At 40.8% G+C, this 24315-nt stretch carries 20 protein-coding genes; 6 read left to right on the forward strand and 14 right to left on the reverse strand.

The window, feature by feature from the left end:
- The first annotated feature begins 122 nt into the window (after positions 1-122).
- From gnd to ABNK31_RS16155, 5 genes are all read left to right on the forward strand, one after another.
- The gene (gene gnd, locus ABNK31_RS16135; protein WP_418893452.1) at positions 123-1577 is read left to right on the forward strand and encodes a decarboxylating NADP(+)-dependent phosphogluconate dehydrogenase; all 1455 of its coding nucleotides are present in this window, start codon (positions 123-125) and stop codon (positions 1575-1577) included.
- A gap of 122 nt (positions 1578-1699) precedes the next feature.
- Positions 1700-1942, forward strand: a complete 243-nt coding sequence (locus ABNK31_RS16140) for a hypothetical protein (RefSeq protein ID WP_418893453.1) — start codon at positions 1700-1702, stop codon at positions 1940-1942.
- A gap of 206 nt (positions 1943-2148) precedes the next feature.
- Positions 2149-3570, forward strand: coding sequence for a Gfo/Idh/MocA family oxidoreductase (locus ABNK31_RS16145; RefSeq protein WP_418893454.1), 1422 nt, complete (start codon positions 2149-2151; stop codon positions 3568-3570).
- An 85-nt stretch (positions 3571-3655) separates the two neighbouring features.
- A complete protein-coding gene (locus ABNK31_RS16150; protein WP_418893455.1) occupies positions 3656-5011 on the forward strand; it encodes a 3-keto-disaccharide hydrolase in 1356 nt (451 codons plus the stop codon).
- A 184-nt stretch (positions 5012-5195) separates the two neighbouring features.
- Positions 5196-7523: an alpha-L-rhamnosidase C-terminal domain-containing protein gene (locus ABNK31_RS16155; protein WP_418893456.1), complete on the forward strand. Its 2328-nt coding sequence runs from the start codon at positions 5196-5198 to the stop codon at positions 7521-7523.
- A gap of 208 nt (positions 7524-7731) precedes the next feature.
- Here ABNK31_RS16155 and ABNK31_RS16160 read toward each other — a convergent pair whose 3' ends face one another.
- The 14 genes from ABNK31_RS16160 to ABNK31_RS16225 all read right to left on the reverse strand — a co-directional run bounded on the left by ABNK31_RS16160 (position 7732) and on the right by ABNK31_RS16225 (position 20461).
- Entirely contained in the window at positions 7732-8853 is a 1122-nt protein-coding gene (locus tag ABNK31_RS16160; protein WP_418893457.1) for an ATP-binding protein, read from the reverse strand.
- 149 nt (positions 8854-9002) lie between these two features.
- On the reverse strand, positions 9003-10325 hold the full coding sequence (locus ABNK31_RS16165) for an ATP-binding protein (RefSeq protein WP_418893458.1): 1323 nt from the start codon (positions 10323-10325) through the stop codon (positions 9003-9005).
- A gap of 704 nt (positions 10326-11029) precedes the next feature.
- On the reverse strand, positions 11030-11227 hold the full coding sequence (locus ABNK31_RS16170; protein WP_418893459.1) for a hypothetical protein: 198 nt from the start codon (positions 11225-11227) through the stop codon (positions 11030-11032).
- A gap of 685 nt (positions 11228-11912) precedes the next feature.
- The gene (locus ABNK31_RS16175) at positions 11913-13193 is read right to left on the reverse strand and encodes an ATP-binding protein (protein WP_418893460.1); all 1281 of its coding nucleotides are present in this window, start codon (positions 13191-13193) and stop codon (positions 11913-11915) included.
- 136 nt (positions 13194-13329) lie between these two features.
- A complete protein-coding gene (tnpA, locus tag ABNK31_RS16180; protein WP_418893461.1) occupies positions 13330-13635 on the reverse strand; it encodes an IS66 family insertion sequence element accessory protein TnpA in 306 nt (101 codons plus the stop codon).
- A gap of 148 nt (positions 13636-13783) precedes the next feature.
- Entirely contained in the window at positions 13784-15310 is a 1527-nt protein-coding gene (locus tag ABNK31_RS16185; RefSeq protein ID WP_418893462.1) for an ATP-binding protein, read from the reverse strand.
- Between the two features lie 4 nt (positions 15311-15314).
- Positions 15315-16559: an SIR2 family protein gene (locus ABNK31_RS16190; protein ID WP_418893463.1), complete on the reverse strand. Its 1245-nt coding sequence runs from the start codon at positions 16557-16559 to the stop codon at positions 15315-15317.
- 308 nt (positions 16560-16867) lie between these two features.
- Positions 16868-17302 carry a helix-turn-helix domain-containing protein gene (locus tag ABNK31_RS16195; RefSeq protein WP_418893464.1) on the reverse strand — a complete coding sequence of 145 codons (435 nt, stop codon included), beginning with the start codon at positions 17300-17302 and terminating at the stop codon, positions 16868-16870.
- Between the two features lie 91 nt (positions 17303-17393).
- Positions 17394-17837, reverse strand: coding sequence for a helix-turn-helix domain-containing protein (locus tag ABNK31_RS16200; RefSeq protein WP_418893465.1), 444 nt, complete (start codon positions 17835-17837; stop codon positions 17394-17396).
- A gap of 98 nt (positions 17838-17935) precedes the next feature.
- Complete coding sequence (locus ABNK31_RS16205) at positions 17936-18349, reverse strand: helix-turn-helix domain-containing protein (RefSeq protein ID WP_418893466.1); 414 nt, start codon at positions 18347-18349, stop codon at positions 17936-17938.
- Between the two features lie 98 nt (positions 18350-18447).
- Entirely contained in the window at positions 18448-18861 is a 414-nt protein-coding gene (locus ABNK31_RS16210; RefSeq protein ID WP_418893467.1) for a helix-turn-helix domain-containing protein, read from the reverse strand.
- An 89-nt stretch (positions 18862-18950) separates the two neighbouring features.
- A complete protein-coding gene (locus ABNK31_RS16215) occupies positions 18951-19403 on the reverse strand; it encodes a helix-turn-helix domain-containing protein (protein ID WP_418893468.1) in 453 nt (150 codons plus the stop codon).
- Between the two features lie 89 nt (positions 19404-19492).
- Positions 19493-19927 carry a helix-turn-helix domain-containing protein gene (locus ABNK31_RS16220; RefSeq protein WP_418893469.1) on the reverse strand — a complete coding sequence of 145 codons (435 nt, stop codon included), beginning with the start codon at positions 19925-19927 and terminating at the stop codon, positions 19493-19495.
- Between the two features lie 90 nt (positions 19928-20017).
- Positions 20018-20461: a helix-turn-helix domain-containing protein gene (locus ABNK31_RS16225; protein ID WP_418893470.1), complete on the reverse strand. Its 444-nt coding sequence runs from the start codon at positions 20459-20461 to the stop codon at positions 20018-20020.
- A 799-nt stretch (positions 20462-21260) separates the two neighbouring features.
- Here ABNK31_RS16225 and ABNK31_RS16230 point away from each other — a divergent pair.
- Entirely contained in the window at positions 21261-24302 is a 3042-nt protein-coding gene (locus tag ABNK31_RS16230) for a SusC/RagA family TonB-linked outer membrane protein (RefSeq protein ID WP_418893471.1), read from the forward strand.
- Positions 24303-24315 lie beyond the last annotated feature (13 nt).

A 24315-nucleotide genomic window follows, 5' to 3' on the forward strand; every position in this document is an offset into this window, starting at 1 on the left:
CACAAGCAGCTTGGAGGCGTTAGACGGATAAAACAAAGCGTTTAAACGACAACTAAAACAACCCTTGAGTTGTTTCTCTCTAATAATAAAAAGAAAAGGTAAAAGATAAATAATAAAAAACTATGGGACAAAAAGCAGATATCGGACTTATCGGTCTTGCCGTCATGGGCGAGAACCTTGTGCTGAACATGGAAAGTAAAGGGTATACGGTTGCGGTGTTCAACCGGACGGTCGAGAAGGTGGATCGGTTTATAAACGGCCGCGGAAAAGGAAAAAACTTTATCGGAACCCATTCGCTGGTGGAGGTGGTCGACTCATTGAGCCGTCCGCGAAAAGTAATGATGTTGGTAAAAGCCGGACAACCGGTTGATGGATTTATTGATCAACTCATCCCGCTTCTAGAGCCGGGAGATATCATTATCGACGGGGGTAACAGTCACTTCCCCGACACCATCCGCCGCACGGAATATGTGGAAAGCAAGGGATTGCTTTACATCGGCACCGGAGTATCGGGAGGAGAAGAAGGCGCATTGAAGGGCCCTTCCATGATGCCCGGCGGATCGCCCGAAGCATGGCCTCTCGTAAAAGAGATCTTCCAGTCCGTGGCCGCCAAAGTCGAAGACGGATCGCCCTGCTGCGACTGGGTCGGAGAAAATGGGGCCGGCCATTTCGTGAAGATGGTGCACAACGGCATCGAATACGGCGATATGCAAATCATCAACGAAGCGTATCATCTAATGAAAACATTGCTCGGCATGGATGCTTTTGAGCAACACGAAGTATTCAAAAAGTGGAACCGGGGCGTACTCGATTCTTATCTGATTGAAATCACGGCCGACATTCTCGGTTTTAAAGACGAAGACGGTAGTCCGATCGTAGAGAAAATCCTCGATACGGCCGGACAAAAAGGTACCGGCAAATGGACGGCGGTAACGGCGCTAGACCTGGGCATTCCGCTCACGCTCATCGGAGAGTCGGTGTTCTCACGGTGCTTGTCAGCGCAAAAAGACTTACGCGAAAAAGCAGCAAAAGTCCTTACGGGCCCCACTCCTGCGTTTAAGGGCGATAAAGAAGCGTTTATCAATGACCTCGAACAGGCGATATACGGAGCAAAAATCATTTCGTATGCGCAAGGATATGATTTGATGCGCGAAGCAGCCAAAGAATACGGATGGCATCTGAACTACGGAGGCATTGCCCTGATGTGGCGCGGAGGATGCATCATTCGCTCGCGCTTCCTTGCCGATATCAAAAAGGCGTACGATAAGGATCCCCAACTCGAAAATCTCTTGTTCGACCCATTCTTTAAAGATAGCGTCGAAGCCGCACAGGAGAGTTGGCGCCGGGTATGTGCCACAGCCTTGCAAAACGGCATCCCCGTACCGGCATTAACTTCGGCATTAACGTACTTCGACGGCTTTCGCAATGCACAGCTTCCGGCAAACTTGTTACAGGCGCAGCGCGATTACTTCGGCGCCCATCAATACGAACGCATCGATAAACCCCGAGGGGAATTTTTCCATACCGATTGGACGGGACATGGTGGGAATACCGCTTCTACCACTTACGAAGTGTAAATGGAGAAAAGCGGGGGGTAAATAGTATTGGGTGGTGAACAGTGAAGAGTAAACAGTGAAATGATTTATTACGAAAACGGTTCGCCGGATATGAATCTTTCCCGCGAAGACTTGAGAAAGGATTGTATGAAGCGTTAAGGAAATTGGGTGAACGGCAAAAGGTTCTTGCCGTTCCGTCCGATTATACCCGGCTGCCAAGCAAAGCTGGCGACCTCACCGAGATGACATGGGAATATTACGGAGATAAACTGACCGATATTCTACCCGCTTTAGGTACCCATACCCCGATGACGGGTGAACAAATTTATGACATATCGAGTCCCGATATCAGTTTGTGGGCTTACAAAGAACGCTTTGAATATTAAATAGCAGGACTTTTATCATTTATTCCAGTCGAAAAATCATTTCTTCGGGATTCTCTCTCTGTTTTTTTCTATCTTTGTTTCCTAAACAATTTTAAAAGCGCGAGCGGTAAATACGTCATGCGCTCCTCGATAAAGCAAAGCGCAAACAACCTTGTTAAAGCGCGGGTTCGGATTGAGGATCAAATACGATAATTATACTGTTTATCATGACAACAAGAAGAGAATTTATCAGAAACGCGGCGTTCGCTTCGGCGGGATTGGCATTCGGAGGAATATCAACCAAGATGAACGCTGCAAGTTACAGCCGGATTGTAGACGCTAACAGAAAAGTAAATCTGGCTTATATCGGCATTGGGAACCGGGGGTGGGAAATTATGAACGACCTCGACAATACCGGATTAGCCAACATTGTAGCGCTATGCGATGTGGATATGGGCGCCGAGCATACGAAAAAAGCGTTAGCCAAACATCCCAAAGCGAAACGCTTCAAAGATTTCAGGGAAATGTTCGACAAAATCGGAAACGAAATCGAAGCCGTGGCTATCGCGATACCCGACTTCGCGCACTTCCCCGCCGTAATGATGGCGCTGGCCGAGGGCAAACATGTGTATGTCGAAAAACCGATGGCACGCACCTTCCACGAAGTCGAACTGATGATGAAAGCCGCCCGGAAATATCCCAATATCGTAACGCAAATGGGAAATCAGGGACATTCCGAAGCCAATTACTTTCAATTCAAAGCATGGAAGGAAGCCGGAATCATCCAAGATGTAACCGCTATTACCGCCCACATGAACAACCCGCGCCGTTGGCACGGATGGGACCCGAACATCAAGAAATTTCCCGCAGCGGAGACGATTCCCGGGACATTGGATTGGGACACTTGGCTATCGGCTCAATCTCATCATGACTATAACAAGGATTTCCACTACGGCCAATGGCGTTGTTGGTATGACTTCGGCATGGGTGCGTTAGGCGATTGGGGAGCTCATATCCTCGACACGGCGCATGAGTTTCTCGACCTCGGCTTGCCGGAAGAAGTCAATCCGTTAAAATTATCCGGACACAACGATTATTTCTATCCGATGTCGAGTACCATCGAGTTTAAATTTCCTAAGCGTGGCAATATGCCGCCGGTAGTCATCACCTGGTATGACGGCCTCGACAATATCCCGGCCGTGCCCGAAGGATATGGCGTATCGGAAATCGATCCGAATATCCCGACAGTAGCCGGACAAAAAATACAACCCGCGAAACTCAATCCGGGAAAAGAAATATATAGCAAGGAACTCACCTTTAAAGGAGGCTCGCACGGTAGCACCCTCAGTATTATTTCCGAAGAAAAAGCGAAGGAAATGGAACGAAAGCTTCCCGAAGTGCCTCAAAGCCCTTCCAACCACTTCGCCAATTTCCTGTTGGCCTGTCAGGGAAAAGAGAAAACCCGCTCGCCTTTCGAAATTGCAGGCCCGTTGAGCCAGGTTTTCTGTCTGGGAGTAGCGGCGCAGCGGTTGAACCGTAGAATTGTTTTCGATCGCGTAACAAAACGCGTCAAGAACGATGCCTTTGCCGATGCGTTTTTAACCGGAGCCCCCCCTCGTAAAGGCTGGGAAGATTTTTATAAAGTATGATGAAATCAGCAATTTGTAATTTGTAATTCATAATTCGTAATTTATAATTAGTAATCAGTAATTTGTGTTTAAATGTTTTAGTAAGATGAAAAAGAATACAATATTATTTTTAACGCTTATGGTCTCCTTATCGGCTTTCTCGCAAGAGCCGGAATGGCAAGACCTCTTTAATGGAAAAAACCTGAAAGGGTGGACCAAACTGAACGGAGCCGCCGAATATAAAGTACAAGACCGGACAATTATCGGCATTTCGAAGATGAATACGCCCAATACTTTTTTGACGACCCAAAAGAATTACGGGGATTTTATTCTCGAATTCGATTTTAAGGTGGATGACGGCCTGAACTCGGGCGTACAATTCCGCAGCCAAAGCCTCAAAGAGTATAACGACGGACGGGTGCATGGTTATCAGTTCGAAATCGACCCTTCTCCCCGCGCCTGGACCGGCGGCGTATACGACGAAGCGCGTCGCGGATGGCTCTATCCGATGACCTATAATTCTGCCGGACAAAAGGCTTTTAAGAATGGCGAATGGAACAAGGCGCGCATCGAAGCTATCGGAAACTCGATCCGCACATGGGTCAACGGTATTCCGTGTACCGACCTGCTCGACAACGTAACGCCATCCGGTTTTATCGCCTTGCAGGTACATGCTATCGGTGATAAAGCACAAGAAGGCAAAACAATTGCCTGGCGAAATATCCGCATCCTGACCGAAAACCTCCAAGCTTTCCGTACGCCGGCAAACGAGCAAGTATACCAGGTAAATTCTGTGGACAATACCATTTCCGAGAGAGAAGCGCGTGACGGCTGGAAACTACTTTGGGACGGCAAAACCACCAACGGGTGGCGCGGCGCCAAACTCGATGCATTCCCTCAAGAAGGATGGGTTATTGAAAACGGCATCCTGAAAGTATTGAAAAGCGGAGGAGCGGAATCGGCTAACGGCGGCGATATCGTAACGACCCGCCCTTATAAGAACTTTATTCTGACAGTGGATTTCAAGATCACAAAAGGTGCGAACAGCGGCGTCAAATACTTTGTCGATACCAATCTGAATAAAGGTCAAGGTTCGGCTATCGGCTGCGAATATCAAATACTCGATGACAACGTGCATCCCGATGCCAAACTGGGCGTGAACGGTAACCGGAAACTGGGTTCGCTCTATGACCTGATACCGGCGCCGGACAACAAGCCTTTCCGTCCCGGATTCTTCAACACGGCAACAATCGTTGTAAAGGGTAATCATGCGGAACATTGGCTCAATGGCGTGAAGATTATCGAATACGACCGTAACAACCAAATGTGGAACGCGCTCGTAGACTATAGCAAATATAAAGATTGGCCCGATTTCGGTAACCTCGAAAGCGGTTTGCTCTTGTTGCAAGATCACGGCGACGAAGTTTGGTTTCAAAATATCAAAATAAAAGAATTGGATTAGTCGATCAGAATTTTCTCTCGCAGGTCGGGACGGTGTTTAAAGTATAAGAAAGCCTCCGTCATTGCGGGCTTGACCCGCATCCCCTAATGGAAAGGATGTATACTATATAGGGAGATTCCGCTTCAAGTGTGGAAAGACGGGTATTTGACACACGCTCGATCTGTGAAAGAATAATAGTAAAAACATGAAACGAACGGTATTCACTATCAGCTTTCTGTCTTTTGTTTCCACTCTTTTTTGTATCCTGGCACAAAATAAGCCTTCCGGGCTGATGACAGACTTGTTGAAACACACCGGAACCGTATTCGTGGGAGGATATCCATCCTCCATCCCTCTTTGGCAACAAGAAAAAGCCATCGAACCGGCTAACAGCACTCGCATACATTCCTCCCGGCCGCTTTTCGGCTGGATCGTTCCGGACAATGGAAAAGGAACGCTGCAAACAGCCTACCGCATTATTGTCTCCGACTCGCTACACCACGCCACCAAAGGTAGGGGTACCATTTGGGACAGCGGCACCGTCGCTTCGGATAAATCGGTTGCCGCTTCTTATCAAGGAGAAACCCTGCATCCGAATACCGTGTATTATTGGCGGGTAAAAACCGTTACCAACACCGGGGGTGAAAGCGAATGGTCGGACGTCGCCGCCTTCCGTACGGGCGATCAACTCCAGCCGTACCGTCATTCGGGCGAATTATTAGTCAAGGATGCCGACAAACCGCTCACTCAATCGGACCCCGACACCGGCATCCGGATGTTTGACTTCGGGAAAGCAGCTTTCGGACAACTGCTTTTACAAGCCACCTCTCCCGAAGGAAATGACACTCTGATCATCCATATAGGTGAAAAACAACAAGACGGACGCGTAGACACCCGCCCCGGCGGAACCATCCGTTACCAACAACACACGCTCGTCCTGATGAAAGGGACGCACTTTTACCGTATCAAAATACATAAAGACAGGCGGAACACACTCGAAGCGGCGGTCAAAATGCCGTCGTATATCGGAGAAGTGATGCCTTTCCGGTATGCTGAAATCCGGAGCGAAAACCCGGAGGTAACCATTGGCGATGTGACGCGCGAAACGGTACAGTATCCATTTGACGATAACGAATCGTTTTTCCGATGCGACAACGACACGCTCAATCAATTGTGGAACCTTTGCAAACACACCATAAAAGCAACGTCTTTCACGGGAGTATATGTCGATGGAGATCGAGAACGCATTCCTTACGAAGCCGATATCCTGATCAACCAACTGAGTCACTACGCCGTGGACAGGGATTATTCGCTGGCACGGCGATCGCTCGAATATATCCTCGAAAAGCCTACATGGCCTACCGAATGGATACTCCAAGCGATACTCATCGCCTGGAACGATTATCTCTATACGGGCGACGCACGTGCGCTGACTAAGAATTATGAGGTACTGAAGAGCCGGTCGCTGATGCAACTCCAGACCGATAAAGGACTGGTATCCACCACTACGGGACTGCAAACGGCGGACTTCCTGCGTTCCATCCGTTTTCACGAGCCGGTGAAAGATATTGTCGACTGGCCTCACGGCGAACGCGACGGATTCGTGTTTTGCGACCATAACACCGTTGTCAACGCATTCTATTACGAAGGTTTGAAAATAATGGAAAAGATTGCATCCATCACCGGAAACACAGAAGACAAAGAACTGTTCGCCTCCGCCCACAAACGAGTCTATAAGGTTTTTAACGATACGTTTTTCAATGCAAAACGAAAAATATATACCGACGGAGATACCACTTTGCACGCATCGCTACACAGCAACATGTTCGCATCCATCTTCGGCCTCGTCCCCACGAGATACCAACAATCCGTACAAAACTTTATCCGTTCGCGAGGAATGGCATGCAGCGTATATGGAGCGCAATTCCTGATGGAGGCGCTTTACGAAGGAGGAAACGGACGGTATGCCGAACAATTGCTGGCATCGACAAGCGAACGGAGTTGGTATAATATGATCCGCTCGGGATCGACCGTCGCGCTGGAAGCATGGGACATCAAGTTTAAACCGAACCTCGATTGGAATCATGCCTGGGGAGCCGTACCGGGAAATATTATCACCCGGTACCTGCTGGGAATAAAGCCTGTTACTGCGGGATTCGGGCATATCAGTATCCGCCCGCATATTTATACGTTATCGTCGGTCGAATCGGTAACGCCCACCATCCGCGGAAGGGTAACGATCAATTATAATAAAATTTCCCAAAACGAATATGTATTGACAATCGGCATTCCGCCCAATATGCAAGCGGATGTTTATCTGCCGGTCGATAAAGGCTCGACTGTTCGCCAAGTCTTGTTGGAAGGGGCACCGCTTAAGGTGAAAAAACAAATGCATGAAGACGAGCATTTTCGGATAGGGACATTAACCGGGGGAAATTACGAATATCGGGTTTTCACAACAAGACAAAAGGTTTCGTGCAGTTCACCGCACAATTTAAGAAGCTGTTTCAAAAGACCGTCATTCCGCGCTTGATGCGAAATCCCTGTAAATTACATTCGCTCCTTTCATCAAGGGATTGCGGATTAAATCCACAATGACGAACGCTTTTTGACACCGCTCCAAATGACCACAACTTGTAACCTTCTATATTGATTTGCCTGATGAAACAATCACAAATGTTTGTAGATTTGAAAGTAATAGGGTATTCTTGTGTAAAATGAATAGGCTATGCACAGTATGATCACAATAGAAAATCTTCCATGTTATCCGGATGGATAACGGTAAAAGTACTCCCTGAATAATTTTGTATAAATTGCTTCGGTATTTTATAGTTAGCAGAAGGATTCCATTTGAATTCAAATGCATGGATTTCTCCGTCCCCTTCCTCGATATAGTCGATTTCTTTTTGGTCTGTAGTTCGCCAAAACCAACAGTTGCGCCATCCCTTATCGTATTCCATTTTTTTCTGCCTTTCGGAAATAATATAGTTTTCCCATAGTGCACCGATGTCGGAGCGGTTTTCTGTCAATGAAAAATTGGCGATAATGGCATTGCGAATGCCATTATCGTAAAAATAAATTTTCTTGCTGTTTTTAAGTTCATTTCGTAGGTTACGGCTAAATGAGCCTAAACGAAAAATGACATAACATTGCTCCAATAACACAACATACTTTTCTACTGTTTTGCTATCCAATCCGCAAAGTTGACCTAATTCAGCATAAGAAACCTGATTGCCTATTTGGAAAGCAATCGCTTGCAAAAGTTTCAGTAGTTTTTCAGGCTTCTTGATTTGCTCCCACATCAGAATGTCCTTGTACAAATAACTATCCGAAAGCTGTTTCAGAATCTCTTTTTCATGTCCCGGATTATTGACTACATCAGGATAATATCCATATACCAAACGATGAGGCAACAGCCTTTTTTCATCTAACAACCCATGGTGCTGTACCATCTCGGAAAAAGAGATAGGGTACATTTTGTATTTCCACTTTCTACCGGTAAGCGGTTCGTTCACTTCATTGGCTAAATCAAAAGAAGAGCTGCCGGTGGCGATCAGTTGTATCCCGGCTAATTCATCGGTAATAAGTTTCAGCTTTAAGCCGATATCTTTGATTCGTTGAGCCTCGTCGATTACCACATATTTCTTATTTCCGAAAATATATTTCAAACGGGTCGCCGATATATTTTCAAAAAGGTTCTGTACATCCAATTCATCGCCATTGAGCCAAATCATTTCGTCAGAATCTTTAAAGAGTTCTTTTACCAAAGTCGTTTTTCCCACCTGACGGGCACCCATTAGTATGATTGCTTTACCCGTGTTTAATTTCTCACGGAGTGTATTTTCTAATATCCTATGTATCATAATAACTTTATTATCCTACAAATATATAATAAATTCGGATTTGAATCCGTGAAAAATACAATATTATTGGATTTGACATCAGGTCTTACAGAAAATAAATTGATAAAAGTGCTTGTTCGTCAACGTTGTACATAAACAATAGGAAGCACCTACATATCCTCCAACGATAAACACACCATTTCAATCTGATACTTAGGTAATAACTTATTCTTAAGATGCTCCACCTTGGTCGCCAATAATTCAGGCTTAAAATTCTTCTTTTGTCGTTTTACTTCTGCTGCTACTGCCTGGTTTTTCTCCAACTTCAGAGCGACAATATCAATTTCGTTTTGATTGCCTTTGGGCTCCCACCACGAACCGATAGCCCGATATTGGAAAGTTTCGGCAAACTGCTGTTTGAAATATCTTTCCAACATGATACCCGAATAAGTTGGATAGTCGGATTTAATGATAGCCTGCAAACCGATAAAATTCTTTATCTCTATCAGTGAGCGATGGCGGTCGAAATAGTTGAACCAAAAACGGATAAAGTTATCCTGTATTTCATACCTGACAGCTTGACTTCCTCCTTTTGCCAATATCGGACGTTGGCGAACGATAATATTATAATCCTCGATCAACCGTTTGATTTGACCGCCGATGCTTTTATCTCCCAACGCAACTTCTATTTGAGGTTGTGTATTGATACCGCCCGAAATAGCACTTAGGATAGAGAAATAGGTCGCATAGTTTTTCCCGAACTCTTCTATCAATAGGTTTTTCCCTTCATCGGTAAAGGGAGAGTTTTCCCGAATCATAAACGAAATCATTTCGTCGATGCTCAATGCAACATTATCGCAAAACAGTTCAACATATTTGGGAACTCCACCGGTAAAGGTATAGAGGGCGAGTAGGTCATCATGGGTATAATCAGGATTGTAGTCACGTATAATTTCTTTCAGCGTAGTTAAATCAAAAGCCGATAGTTTGATAATATTGTCTGCTCTCCCAAACAGAGGTTCTTTATTGTTCTGGAATATTTTCTGCATCAATGAATAAATAGAACCCGATACAATCAAATTCATCTTAGATTTCTTCCGATAAGTGTCCCAGATATTCTGCATATCACTATACACCGCTTCATGGATGTTGTAGAACTCCTGAAATTCATCAATAACCAAATTGAACGTTTTATGTGATGCCATTTCCATTAGATATTGGAATAATGAACGGAAAGTGCGGATTTCCGAAGGAACAAACGTATCAAGCGATTGACTGATAATGGGGATAAACTCGGAGCAGAGCGTAGCTTCGTTTTTGCGACCAACAAATAGATAAACCGTCGGGAGACCTTCAACCGACTTCATGATGAGGCTTGTTTTGCCGATTCTTCTTCTTCCGGTTACTACTGTCAGCCGGGAATGGTCGCTGAACGATAATTCCTGTATTCGTTTCAGTTCTGCCAACTCATTTGTTCTATTATAAAATTTCATGCTCACTTTTTAATTATTCCCGTAACAGTTACGGGCGTTACAAATATAAGTAAAAGTTTGGAGATTATAGATTCTTTTCCTTCGTTTTGTTTTAGAATTCATGCTAATAGCGAACAGAACAATGAGAAATAATTGTGTATCAGAATGACAACAGCATTACTACTGTCAATGTCCGCTTTGACTGTAAAGATCAAGAAAAATCAACAATCGAATAGCTGGCCATGAAAATATTTCTCCGGGAGATTGGAGCCAAGAACGTGGTAACGTTGCTATAAGCGTCGAAAGAGAAGATACACACGCACGCGCTTATACTCAAAGAGCACATCGAAAAGAACGCGAAGAGGTGATAGTCTTCTATCCGCTTACTATCTACGAATGTTTACAATTCATAGAGTCTTCGAATTCATTTCACTTTATGATAGATTTTATTTCCTAATCCAACAGATTGTATTTCATTATCGCCGATGCGCCTATACTTAATCTCCATTAGTCTGACGGTATAGCCAATCATTTTAGTCTCTTGATGATATTCCATTTTGACTCTCCCTAAAAAATCGCTAATTATATAATATTCTCCGTCTTCCTTTATAATGACAAGATTTTCTCCTTTTTGATTATTATTTTTCTATTCACCTACAAAAAAATCCGGATCATAATAGGCCGTTCTTTTTGCAATTACTTTTTCAGCTTGTTCTTCTGTGAGCCTAACGTATTTCTTCGGATTCTCCAAAAAAAATTAATTTCAAATGATTATCATCCAGCAAATTCAAATCTATTTTAACCGATTGAAAAGGATTTGATATTTCGCCGGTTAAAGTCTTATGTTCCTTGCTATATGTTGCCGGAATTTCTTTCTCGCCTTCGATAATGTAAAAACTTTCACCTTCTCTTTTGATTTCCATTACAGGATCTATATCCGAATCCTGCGTTTACCAGTAACCGATGTATTGGTCGCCGTTATTCGATGTGCAATAAAATAAAAGTGCGATGCACACAAACATCACAAATTGTTGTAGAATTGACTTCATCATATTAAATAATGATTCACAAAGATATTCATTCTATTTGATTTTATTATACAGAAAAGTGGAAATAGCAGAGGATTTCAAGACAAACGGATTCCCTGCCACGATGATTAATAATAGTGGTGAACCTAGATATGGCGTTACCGGGAAAGCCGGCTTGAATAAGGAAAGACAAGAAAAATTGTACAAAGTGTAATAGCAAAACCAATAAATATTTATCATAACGAATATTATTTCTGAACATACAAATAGTGGGCGCAATATGACTCGCATATATGATGAGATTTATCAAGAAGCTATCAGAAGATTATAAGGCTGTTCGTAGGGAAGAATTATACACATTTAATTCTTTGTGATACTGCCACTAGAGAGATATTTTAACGATGTATTCCAGTTATTCGAGCAATTCTGGACAAAGTGACTTTTTGTTATAATATCTCAAAACAGGTGTGAAGTATTGTTCAGGGGGAAGCTTTTTACTTATCGGAAAAAGATGCAGTCGCCGTTGCCAGCCTTAAATGTATTGAGTATTGCTTTCATGCGTATTATTCTGAGAACTCATTTAATCTTTTAAACATCCAATAGGCACAACAAAGGTGCCATCAATTCTTCTATATGCATAAGTTCCAACTCCCGTTAGTACCATTCTAAAAGCAGGTGCTTTCATCTTTGTAGTATCTATCTTCTCATTTAATGATAAGAGATTTTTTGACCCTTCTTCAATAAGCTTGTCACCGCCTAACTTGATTTCAATCAAACCATACGAGCCATTACGAAGATGCACTACTGCATCGCATTCCAATCCGTTTTTATCGCGGTAATGATATACTTTTCCATCTAATGCATCTGCATACACACGCAGGTCACGGACACATAATGTTTCAAAAAATAGTCCGAATGTGTTTAAATCATTCATTAAATCCATAGGGCCAAGTCCTAAAGCGGCACATGAAATAGACGGATCAACAAAATATCGTGTGTCAGATGTTCGGATAGCTGTTTTACTTCTAAGATTTGGATTCCATGCAGGCATGTCTTCTATTACAAAAATCTTCTTTAACGCATTCAAATAGGATGTGACTGTTATATCACTAATGTCTGCCGCCTCATTAACAGCAATATCAGCCAAAATCGTTGGAATACTGGCTTGACTCCCTTGATGGCGAGAATAGGATCGCATAAGTCTTTTTGCCCGTTCCTCGTCCCGCTGAACATTGTCTACCCTTGATATGTCAGCACGGGTTATTGCTTCATAATATTCTATGGCTTGCGTCAGTGCTGCTTTTTCTGTTTTTTTGAATATTGATTTTGGCCAACCTCCTCTGCAGACAAGAAATGCCAACTGTTCTAATATCATTTCACAGGCACTCCCAATTTGCTTAGGAGAATTAAACAAATCTCCTAAGCTGATAGTACCATTTGAATCACCTGATTCCCATAAACTCATAGGACGCATCATCAACCATCCATATCTTGCTGTCCCTGTATGATGGATTTCATTACTATTAGGCGGAACAGCAGATCCTGTTAGCATAAATTGTCCGTCATCATCACGATGATCTACCTCAAATCGAATTGCATCCCAAAACTTGGGAACATTTTGCCATTCATCAATCAATCTCGGCGTTTCTCCTTGCAAGAGAAAACGAATATTGGTTTGAGCCATTTGCTTATACTGATCTGAATATTCTGGATCGTCCATATATAAAATACTTTTAGCTTGCTGTTCGGCTGTCGTTGTTTTTCCGCAACCTTTTGGCCCCTCTATCAGTACAGCACCCATTGCCTCCAATTTATCTGCTAGCATCTTATCTGCAAGACGCTTCTTATAAACTTTTGCCATATTTACGATTTAATTTAGATGCAAAGCTATCAAATTTACTTCATTTTACGAAAGATAGACAATTAAACTTTGCTATTTGACTGGATTTTATTTTGCTATTTGGCCTAAAAACATTTTGCTATTTGGCCTCCGATTCTTAAATGTTTGATATCTGAACAATTGGTAATTTGATGATAATCTCGCCCCGGCCATCTCCTCCGGCAGAAGGAGACGGCACCGGTTTTTTCACCGGCAGGTTGATGTTTATCGGGGTCAGCTTGTCCGGTGGGGACGTGCCCTGAGGATGATTGTTGTATGAGCGGGTAAGCCCGTACTTGCTTTTCCAGTAATAGAAACTCGAGTGGGTGTACGACGCGTTATCGCAAAAATCCTTGATGCTTAACCCGCTATTCTGTTGGCGCTCGAGGATCATGATGAATTCTTCTTTGCTGATTGGCTTCATTAAATCAAGTTTGCCGGCAAAGGTCAGGAAAAATCAATAACCCCGAAATAGGTATTTTATCGGGACTTACCTACAATACTTGAAATTACTACTTTCCCCGCTATTTCTTATACGGAGTGTTATATGCTTGCTTTTTTGTGTTTTTTAATCAGTCGTTTGTAAATATCTTGGGCGTTTCGCTATGAGGTAAGGGATTCGCATCTGCAATTTTTATCAATGACGAAAAAGCAAATGCTTCCCCCAAAACCAATGCTTGCTGTTGTTTTAAACCTGACAGCAAATCTATTTGGCTTTTATCATCATATTCGATTGTGTTTTTTATAAAATCCAAATCTTTACTATTGGTTATTTTATGAACAATTAATGAATTACATTGAGATATAACCGTATTTGATACTTCCGAAGGTCTTTGTGTTGAAATCATCAGATTAACACCAAACTTTCGTCCTTCTCTTGCCAATTTATCAATATAATAATTGTTGAGTTGGTCAGTAGAAGTCGTTGCAATGTATCTGTGAGCCTCTTCTAATACAAGTAAAATATTGTCTTTTTGTTTGTTCGCTGTATTATATTTATAATGAAAAATGCTTTTACTTATCATATAAACAAACAAAGCAAGAGTATCATTGGGTACTCGTAAAGATAATATCAAAACTTGCTCCGTTTTAGAATTTAAAAAATCTTCAATTGAATTCCCTTGTTTATTGAATACTGAATTAAATCTTTCATCAGAAGAAAAATGTTTAATACGATTGATAATATGTTTTAAAAACCCAATAGTAAAATTATCTTTCTTTCCATTTTTGTCTAATGGTACAGCCTCTTCAATTTTTATTTGTAATTGTGAAAATTCGTAATAAATTTTGTCGTCAACATTAGTTGTGTTTTTCAAAGTCATTACTGCTTCTTTCAAATAAGGAATAACATTTGGGGAATCTTCCTGCAATAACTGTGTTAATTCATAGAAACTTAAATCTTTATGAGATAATTCTAATTCTGTGTAATCTTTTAAAATTACCCAATCAGGTTTCACTTCATTTTCATTAAAGATTTCTGAATATTCATCGTTGGAATCAATAATAATTGTTTTCAGATTTTTGTTTTTTGCGTTGTGTAATCTATTTTTATTGTGATATATTCCTTGTAAAATAGAAGTTACAGTACAAGACTTTCCACTTCCAGTATTTCCAAAAACAGCACAATGCTTTCCAAATAGTACATTGGGGTCGGCATTTATTTTGATTTGTTCAAAAAAAATATCACATCCAAGTTCCAATGTCGGCAAATCAGGTTTTATGGAAGATTTGTAAATAGCTTCAAGTTCCTTTTCTTCAATTGTGAAAACATCTGAATCTAACACGGGGAAAAAATCTAATCCTCTTTTAAATTTTTGGTTTATAAGATTAAACGTTCCAATAAGCCTTATTTTTGATATTATTGATTCCGTTTTCGGGTCAAATAAAATATCTCTTTCTTTTGCAGGCTCTAACTGCTCAAAAATAATTCCTATAGCATTTTGAGAATTGAACAATGGTATAGAAACATAACTATTCAACATTCCGACAATGTGAAGCCCTTTAACAGAAGATACAGGTTTTGAAAAAATGTCTTTGTTATGAATTACTTCCAAGTAACGATTGGAAATTTTATATACTTCGCCAATTTTAAATGCCATATTTTTATTGCTTTGCTAATTTGGTTAATGTTTCAATAATTGTGTCTTTGGGCGTGGTGTATGAATTCAGTGGAATCAAATATTTGACAATATTTGAAAAGTCCCCTACCAATTTACCTTCAAACAAAGTTATTCGGGTATCATCAATGCTTCTATTTTTCAAAGTCTGCAAAAATTGTGGACTATCATCATTAACAATATCGTATGAGTGAATAATCATTGTGAGATTCGGATTATAAAGCCCTGCTCTGATTATGTCGTTTATATGTTCGTCTAAAAACGAATATCCGATTATAACCAATGTATTTTGACTTTCCGTAAGGCATTTTGAGAAGTTACGAAATAACTCGCTATAGGGTAAATCAAGCGAATATGATTTTTTTGTTTGGATAGGAAAAATCATTAGGCTATCCAACGAAAAATTAGATTTTTTAAGCGTATCGGATATTTGAATTTCCTTTAAATTGTAGAGGTCGTTAATGTTTTCTGCGTATTGCCAAGAAATACTTCCGTGTAATTTGTATATGTTTAGATAAGTTGCTATTCGCTTCCCTTTTTCAACAGAATCTTGTCTGATATAAGTTTCGTTGGAAAAAGTATCAGGGTCAAACTTTCGCATATGAACGCCACGAAAACCGTTATTATAACTAACCTCCATTTTTTCACAAGCATTTTCAAAAGCCAAATCATAGTTAGGCGTGAAAATTTTAGGTCTATTTAAGTTTTCTTTTCTGCTAATGATTTTATTGATAAATAATTCATGTATATCGAGTTTATCCGCAACATATTCAATAGGGAAAGGAACATAATTATCCACAAATATTTTCAAGGCTTTCTCCAAATAGGTTTTGATTTCATTAGCGGTTTTCAAATCCTCTTTGTTATTCAGATAGTACAAATATTCCTGATTGATTTTGTCGAATTTCTTTTCCAATAAATCTGTTGATTTAAAGTATTTTATAAGTTGTATAATGTGTTCTTTAGGTGTGCTAATTGTTTTAAGTTCAGCAATAATTGAATCGAAAGGATTCACTCCTTTATTGATTGTTTTTCCTCCAATAGAGGCAGATGTACCCGAACCACACAAAAAATTCAGATTCTCATTCAAGTAGTATTTTGTGAGTTTATTTAACGGTATTTTTTCTTCATTCCTGAAAAAAGCAATGATTTCACTTTCGTCAGAAAGTTTTGCATCTTCTATCTCGGCTTTTTCTCTTTTGCCGTCTATTGTTATGAAATTTTCTGCCATATCTGATTAATTTCTAAAATCTAAACTATTTTCAAGTAAAATTCTTGATTCCGCAATTAATGATTTCCTCTGGTTTTTTAAGTCAAATGCTTTACAAGTTAATCACGCCAGGAATTATAAACAAGAAGTAAATCCTTCTCTGAGCTGTATAACTTTGTTTATTACATTCACAACCTGAGTGCCACAGTTTATTATCCTGTGGTTAGATAAGAGAGGGGAGTTATCTCTGGTTTCCTTGATAAGCGATAAAACTTCAGAACGTGCCGGTACCAAGTGTCTAATCATGACATTCTCCGCGATTCGTGCTCTTATTTTTTGTCTTTCATGAATTTCTCAAAGAGAGCATTTTTTTCTTTTTCCAATTCGACGATTCTTTCATAGAGAGCCGTTTTCTCATTCGATAATTCTATAAAACGGTCAATAGGATCGGGATTATTAATAAAGTCTCCAACATTATAAATCCCAGCCATGCTCCCTTTTTCAAAAGTATTGTTTTCAATGATAAAAGTTACTGGGTCTTCTTCCAATTCCTTAATCAATTCGGGGGCAACGTTTAGCGCTTTGGCAAATTTTTCGACCATATCGTCCTCGATGACTTTTTTCTTTTCGTAAAAAGACACAAGAGTCTGACTGATTCCCATATCCGCGGCCAGCGCTTCCTGTTTAATGCCTAATGCATGACGATATCGCTTAATGGCGTGCCCGTGATGAGTGTTTTTTATTGTTTGTTCCTTTGTTTCCATCCTACTATGTAGTTATAATGTCAGGCAAAAATAGTGACTTTTTTAGAAACCCTGTAAATTTGCTGATTAACCATGTCGTATTATCCTCGATTTACACTCTTTCCTTATCCTTCAACAACCTCTCCATAAGGGTATTTTTTTCTTTCTCTAATTCAAGCATCCGTTCGTATAGGGTAACTTTCTCTTTATTCAATTCAAGAATTTGTTCGATTGGATTATACGTGTTGCCACAATTTTCATTTGTGGATGCTATATTCCCTACGCTTCCCTTTTCAAATGTGTTGTTTTCAATGATATAAGTTACCGGATCTTCTTCCAGTTCCTTGATGAGCTTGGGATCCACGTTCAGTGCTTTGGCAAAATGTTCGATTACCTCGTCGTTGAGAACCCTTCTCTGTTCATAAGTGGATATAAGCGCCTGGCTAAGTCCCATCTCTGAAGCCAGCGTTTCCTGCTTTATCCCCAAAGTACGGCGGAAACGTTTGATGGCGTGCCCGTGGTGGGTATTTTTTACTGTTTGTTCTTTTGTTTCCATTCTATTATGTAATTATAATGTCAGGCAAAAATAGTGATTTTTCAGAAACCCTATAAGTTTTCCAATAACCAATGTCATATCATCCGCGATCCGTACTCTTATTCTTTGTCTTTTAAAAACTTCTCCAGTAATTTAATTTTTTCCTGCTCCTTTTCCAGCAATCTCTCAAAAAGTTCAGCTATTTTGTCTATCGGGTTGTTAATGACACTATCTCCCGCCACATAGTTGTATGCCGATCCTGAATTATTGTCAATGTTATTATTCTCTATAATGACCGTCACCGGATCTTCTTCCAGTTTCTTAATCAATTCAGGGGCTACGTTCAGCGCCTTGGCAAATTTTTCGATCATATCGTCCTCGATCACTTTTTTCTTTTCGTAAAAAGACACAAGAGTCTGACTGATTCCCATATCTGCGGCCAGAGCTTCCTGTTTAATGCCTAATGCATGACGATAACGTTTGATGGCGTGCCCGTGGTGGGTATTTTTTACTGTTTGTTCTTTTGTTTCCATTCTGTAATGTTGTTATAATGTCAGGCAAAAATAGTGATTTTTTAGAAACCCTATGAGTTTTCCAATAACCAATGTCATATCATTCGAGATTCGCACTCTTATTCTTTGTCTTTTAATAACTTCTCCAGTAATTTAACTGTTTCCTGCTCTCTTTCCAATAACTTTTCACAAAGCTCTACAATCTTCTCTACAGGATTATAATGGTTTGTACTATTATCAATAGCTACATATCCTTTACCGTGATTAGTCTCTATGCTGTTATTTTCAATAATCACCGTTACCGGGTCTTCTTCGAGTTCCTTAATCAGCTTGGGAGCCACATTCAGGGCTTTGGCAAAATGTTCGATTACCTCGTCGTTGAGAACCTTTCTCTGTTCATAAGTGGATATAAGGGCCTGGCTAAGTCCCATCTCTGAAGCCAGCGTTTCCTGTTTTATCCCCAAAGTACGGCGGAAACGTTTGATGGCGTGCCCGTGGTGCGTATTTTTTACTGTTTGTTCTTTTGTTTCCATTCTACTATGTAATTATAATGTCAGGCAAAAATGGTGATTTTTTAGAAAACCTGTCGATTCGTTGATAAATCAAGTCTATTATTCGTGACCTACACTCTTTCTTTGTCTTTTAGCAACTTCTCCAGAAGAGCGTTTTTCTCTTTCTCCAATTCGAGTATCCGTTCGTACAAGGCAGTTTTCTCTTTATTCAATTCAAGAATATGTTCGACCGGATTATACGTGTTGCCAAAATTTTCAAAATTATCATTCGCGTACGCTATATTACCCACGCTTCCCTTTTCAAATGTATTGTTTTCAATGATAAAAGTCACCGGGTCTTCTTCCAATTCCTTAATCAACTCGGGAGCCACATTCAGGGCTTTGGCAAAATGTTCGATTACATCGTCGTTGAGAACCTTTCTCTGTTCATAAGTGGATATAAGGGCCTGGCTAAGTCCCATCTCTGAAGCCAGCGTTTCCTGTTTTATCCCCAAAGTACGGCGGAAACGTTTGATGGCGTGCCCGTGGTGAGTATTTTTTACTGTTTGTTCTTTTGTTTCCATTCTACTATGTGATTATAATGTCAAGCAAAAATAGTGATTTTTTAGAAAACCTGTCGATTCGTTGATAAATCAAGTCTATTATCCGTGACCTACACTCTTTCTTTGTCTTTCAGCAACCTCTCCATAAATGCGTTTTTTTCTTTTTCCAGTTCAAGCATTCGTTCGTATAAGTCCGTTTTTTCTTTGAACAAATCGATTAACCGGTCAATAGGGTCTGGATTAAAATTATCTATATGGGTTCCTACAATAATGTGACCTTTCTCTAGAGTATTGTTTTCAATGATGAAAGTTACCGGGTCTTCTTCCAGTTCCTTAATCAATTCAGGGGCTACGTTCAGCGCCTTGGCGAATTTTTCGACCATATCGTCCTCGATGACTTTTTTCTTTTCATAAAAAGATACCAGTGTCTGACTGATTCCCATATCCGCGGCCAAAGCTTCCTGTTTAATCCCTAATGCATGACGATATCGCTTAATGGCGTGCCGGTGGTGAGTGTTTTTTGATGTTTGTTCCTTTGTTTCCATCCTACTATGTAGTTATAATGTCAGGCAAAAATAGTGATTTTTTAGAAAACCTGTAAATTTGCTGATAAACCATGTCGTATTATCCTCGATTTACACTCTTTCCTTATCCTTCAGCAACCTCTCCATAAGGGTATTTTTTTCTTTCTCTAATTCAAGCATCCGTTCGTATAGGGTAACTTTCTCTTTATTCAATTCAAGAATTTGTTCGATCGGATTGTAGGTGTAAGTACAATTTTCACTTGTGGACGCTATATTCCCTACGCTTCCCTTTTCAAATGTGTTGTTTTCAATGATATAAGTTACCGGATCTTCTTCCAGTTCCTTAATCAGCTTGGGAGCCACATTCAGGGCTTTGGCAAAATGTTCGATTACCTCGTCGTTGAGAACCTTTCTCTGTTCATAAGTGGATACAAGGGCCTGGCTAAGTCCCATCTCGGAAGCCAGCGTTTCCTGCTTTATCCCCAAAGTACGGCGGAAACGTTTGATGGCGTGCCCGTGGTGGGTGTTTTTTACTGTTTGTTCTTCTGTTTCCATATATCTCCGGATATTATTTTATTCCTGCAAATGTATATAATAAACGGGAGACATTGATAACTATCAACGTAAAATTGATAATTATCAATGACCTTCATGACCTATATTTCCTAAAATCTCATTTCCTTTGAATCTCTAAAAAAAACAAAGCGTTATGGGCCCATAACAGAATTTAGAATGAATTATTATCTTTGCACCGTAAAATTACGGTACAAAATAATATAGCGCTTTTTTTGGCCTTTCTTCACGAATCCGCAAAATTCTCCACGAGGCCGAAGAATGGAAGCGCCCTTAGCAATAAGGGCGTGGACATTGTTCTATTCTCGTGGAAAGGCCCTTGCGGAGCCTGTGAAGAGAGATTGCGACAATCGTCCGCGCCTCTTTTTTATATCCGCGCAATATACTTTAGAGTCCGTATCGAATAAGATTTTAGATGCTTTATTATTGATCGTCTTATTCCTTAACCGGTAGAATACCTATTCTTCGCCTGTACGATTGCCTGTCGACACAGAGGATTTCAGCTTCTTGCAAACTCCCCTTACTCTATCAGCCGGCTTGAGCCGGAAATACCCGTTTGATTTTTCATTAGGCATCAAATTGAATAAAATTATATAGTTAAAATTTAGCTATATCGAAATCCTGAAATTATGTAGGGTGCAATCAATAAACAAGGCAATGAACAGCAATTCGCCTTTTGTAGGGCTTTACACCGGAGGAATACTAACGGGTTTTTAATTCATGAAAGTGGTTTATATTACTATCTATTAATTTATCAATTAATTTAAAACAAAATCTAAGAATGAAAGAAGTGATTTTAAATTTAGTGAAAGGAATGATGCTCCTCTTACTGTGGGCATTTTCCGTATGTTTGTATGCACAGGCCGTCACCGTGAAAGGGACCGTCACGGATGCAAAAGGAGAGCCTTTGATCGGAGTATCCGTTCAAATACAAGGAACAACAGCAGGTACTGTTACCGATGCCAAAGGCAAATTTATTTTACCGAATGTACCTTCCGATGCCGTATTGGAGGTTTCGTATGTCGGAATGCTTTCTCAAACGGTCGCCCTTGACGGCAAAACAACCGTGAATATCGTGTTGCAAGAGGATACGGAAGCATTGGAAGAAGTGGTAGTGGTAGGATATGGCGTGCAAAAGAAAGCAACGATTACCGGTTCTATCGCCCAAGTATCCGGTGCTGAATTAAAGCAGTCCCCATCGGTTAATTTATCCAATTCTTTAGTAGGGCGTTTACCGGGTGTGATTGCCAACAACCGGTCGGGTGAACCGGGGAATGATTATTCCGAAATATTCATCCGGGGAAAGGGGTCGTTAGGAAATAACAATCCATTGTATGTAATAGACGGGGTTGGCAATCGGGGTGGAATCGAACGCTTAAATCCAAGCGATATTGAATCAGTAACCGTCCTGAAAGATGCTTCTGCCGCTATTTATGGGGCCCAGGCTGCAAACGGGGTTATTTTGGTAACAACCAAAAGAGGAAATGATTCAAAACCTATCATTACCTATGAAGGGAACTTCGGACTATCGGAACATACCCGTACCCCTCAACTAATGAATGCCTATCAATATATGGTATATGATGACGAAATCAATGCCCATTTCGGAAGAACAGAGAAATATAAAGACGTGAAAAACGATTATTTGGATGGGACTATCGATCCTTTGCAATACGCCGATACCGATTGGATGGATGTCGTTTTCAGAATGGCTCCGCAAACCCAACATTCTTTGTCGGTAAGAGGCGGAAATGACCGAATCAGGTATTATATATCGGGTGGTTATATGTATCAGGAACCGGGATTCAAAAATACCGACCTAAATTTTAAAACAGCGCAAGTTCGATCAAATTTGGATGCAAGAATAACAGAAGATTTTACGGTCTCCCTGGAATTGGCTATGCGTCAGGAGAACCGTCATAATTCGAATTATGATTCGAGCACTTTTTTCTGGGAGGCTTTTCATGCCTATCCTTTTTTACCGGCTTATTATCCCAACGGACTTCCAGGGCCTGGCCTTTCCTGGGGAAACAATTTAGGAATATTGGCTTCCGGAAAAACAGGTTATGACAAAGTAAAAGACAATTTTACGAACTTGAAAGTGGCTTTCGATTTGAAAATGCCCTGGCTTTTAGACGGATTATATATTGCCGGCTATGCCGCTTTTGACTCCCAATTTAGAGGTGAAAAAAAGCTGATGGACATGTGGGATGCCTACCGTTATAATCCTTCTACGAAAGAATATGATAATATCCGTTCCACAACGGGGGACGGAAACATTAATCTGACCCAGCGCTATGATGATAACCGTATTAATTCGCTTCACCTAAAGTTGGGCTATGAGAAAAGATTTACAGAACACAGCATAAATGCTTTTATCGCTTATGAACAAAGTAAAAGTACAGGAGATTGGTTTTCCGCTTATCGTCGTGATTTCCTTAGCAATGCCGTTGATTATTTGTTTGCGGGAAGTGATAATCAGAAAGATAATAATGGAAGCGGCAGCATTTCCGCCCGCCAGAATTTTTTCGGACGATTAACTTATGGTTTTAAGGATCGTTATCTTGCAGAGTTCACATTACGCCGAGACGGTTCGCAGAACTTTAGCAGTGATTCACGCTGGGGGTGGTTTCCCGGATTATCAGCCGGTTGGCGTATCTCCGAAGAAAGCTTCTTCAAAGATAATATCTCCCATGTCGACGAATTTAAAATAAAAGCTTCTTGGGGGAAATTAGGAAATGACCGGGTAGCCCCATTTCAATACGTAAGTACCTATGATTTAAATGACGGAGCTATGTTCGGCTTGGACCCTAAACGGGAGAAAGGCTTTACGATCGGACGGGTAGCCAACCCGGCTATAACATGGGAAAAGGTGGATACCAAGAATATCGGGTTCGAATCCATTTCCTTCAACCAAACATTAAGCTTCGATTTCCAATATTTCTATTCTATGCGAACGGATATCCTTACCCCTAAACAAGCTTCCGTTCCTGATTATACAGGACTTACTTTGCCGGACCAAAATATCGGGGAAATATCCAACAGGGGAATTGAAGCCAGCTTGTCTTATAAAAACAAAATAAGAGATTTGGGTTATTATATAGGAGGTAATTTTACCTACGCTCATAATAATATCCATTTCTTTGACGAAGCGGCGAATGTACCGGAATGGCAACGCCGGACAGGACATTCCATCGACTCCTGGCTAGTATATAAGACGGATGGGATTTACCAAACAAAGGAAGAGGTCGAATCTTCACCCCATTTATTAAATACACAGCCCGGAGATATAAAATATATAGATATAGATGACGACGGCTCTATTACAAGCAACGACCGGGTTAGAATCTATGAAAGCGCCATACCAGAAATCGTATACGGCATCAATATGGGTGCTATGTGGAAAGGATTCGAATTGAATATATTATGGACGGGGCAGGCAAGAGCTAAACAAATGATTCGCCCCGGAAGCTATAATAGGGATATTACCTACTTTAACAATAGATGGATATCTGCGGAAGAAACGCCTGACGCACGTTATCCCAGAGCATTTGAACGGGATGACAGTTTTAACAGCCGGGATTCGGATTTTTGGTTAAAGGATGCTTCCTTCCTGCGCTTAAAAAATATAGAATTAGCGTACAATATTCCTTCCTCTTTCCTTGAGAAAATAAAAATATCCAGTCTCCGCCTTTATTTGAGCGGCTTTAACCTATTTTCAATTGATAAGATAAAGATCCAGGATCCCGAAGGAACTCAAGCGGGCGGGATGTATTACCCCCAACAACGTGTGTATAATATGGGTGTAAGTATTAGTTTCTGATAAAAAATAAATA

The organism is Limibacterium fermenti (assembly GCF_041902845.1).
Taxonomy (GTDB): Bacteria; Bacteroidota; Bacteroidia; order Bacteroidales; family Dysgonomonadaceae; genus Limibacterium; species Limibacterium fermenti.

Excerpts from the sequence above, each read along its gene's own strand:
- gnd (WP_418893452.1), top strand. The coding sequence starts at position 123 with ATGGGACAAAAAGCAGATATCGGACTTATCGGTCTTGCCGTCATGGGC.
- ABNK31_RS16145 (WP_418893454.1), top strand. The coding sequence starts at position 2,149 with ATGACAACAAGAAGAGAATTTATCAGAAACGCGGCGTTCGCTTCGGCG.
- ABNK31_RS16150 (WP_418893455.1), top strand. The coding sequence starts at position 3,656 with ATGAAAAAGAATACAATATTATTTTTAACGCTTATGGTCTCCTTATCG.
- ABNK31_RS16155 (WP_418893456.1), top strand. The coding sequence starts at position 5,196 with ATGAAACGAACGGTATTCACTATCAGCTTTCTGTCTTTTGTTTCCACT.
- ABNK31_RS16160 (WP_418893457.1), bottom strand. The coding sequence starts at position 8,853 with ATGATACATAGGATATTAGAAAATACACTCCGTGAGAAATTAAACACG.
- ABNK31_RS16165 (WP_418893458.1), bottom strand. The coding sequence starts at position 10,325 with ATGAAATTTTATAATAGAACAAATGAGTTGGCAGAACTGAAACGAATA.
- ABNK31_RS16170 (WP_418893459.1), bottom strand. The coding sequence starts at position 11,227 with ATGGAAATCAAAAGAGAAGGTGAAAGTTTTTACATTATCGAAGGCGAG.
- ABNK31_RS16175 (WP_418893460.1), bottom strand. The coding sequence starts at position 13,193 with ATGGCAAAAGTTTATAAGAAGCGTCTTGCAGATAAGATGCTAGCAGAT.
- tnpA (WP_418893461.1), bottom strand. The coding sequence starts at position 13,635 with ATGAAGCCAATCAGCAAAGAAGAATTCATCATGATCCTCGAGCGCCAA.
- ABNK31_RS16185 (WP_418893462.1), bottom strand. The coding sequence starts at position 15,310 with ATGGCATTTAAAATTGGCGAAGTATATAAAATTTCCAATCGTTACTTG.
- ABNK31_RS16190 (WP_418893463.1), bottom strand. The coding sequence starts at position 16,559 with ATGGCAGAAAATTTCATAACAATAGACGGCAAAAGAGAAAAAGCCGAG.
- ABNK31_RS16195 (WP_418893464.1), bottom strand. The coding sequence starts at position 17,302 with ATGGAAACAAAGGAACAAACAATAAAAAACACTCATCACGGGCACGCC.
- ABNK31_RS16200 (WP_418893465.1), bottom strand. The coding sequence starts at position 17,837 with ATGGAAACAAAAGAACAAACAGTAAAAAATACCCACCACGGGCACGCC.
- ABNK31_RS16205 (WP_418893466.1), bottom strand. The coding sequence starts at position 18,349 with ATGGAAACAAAAGAACAAACAGTAAAAAATACCCACCACGGGCACGCC.
- ABNK31_RS16210 (WP_418893467.1), bottom strand. The coding sequence starts at position 18,861 with ATGGAAACAAAAGAACAAACAGTAAAAAATACGCACCACGGGCACGCC.
- ABNK31_RS16215 (WP_418893468.1), bottom strand. The coding sequence starts at position 19,403 with ATGGAAACAAAAGAACAAACAGTAAAAAATACTCACCACGGGCACGCC.
- ABNK31_RS16220 (WP_418893469.1), bottom strand. The coding sequence starts at position 19,927 with ATGGAAACAAAGGAACAAACATCAAAAAACACTCACCACCGGCACGCC.
- ABNK31_RS16225 (WP_418893470.1), bottom strand. The coding sequence starts at position 20,461 with ATGGAAACAGAAGAACAAACAGTAAAAAACACCCACCACGGGCACGCC.
- ABNK31_RS16230 (WP_418893471.1), top strand. The coding sequence starts at position 21,261 with ATGAAAGAAGTGATTTTAAATTTAGTGAAAGGAATGATGCTCCTCTTA.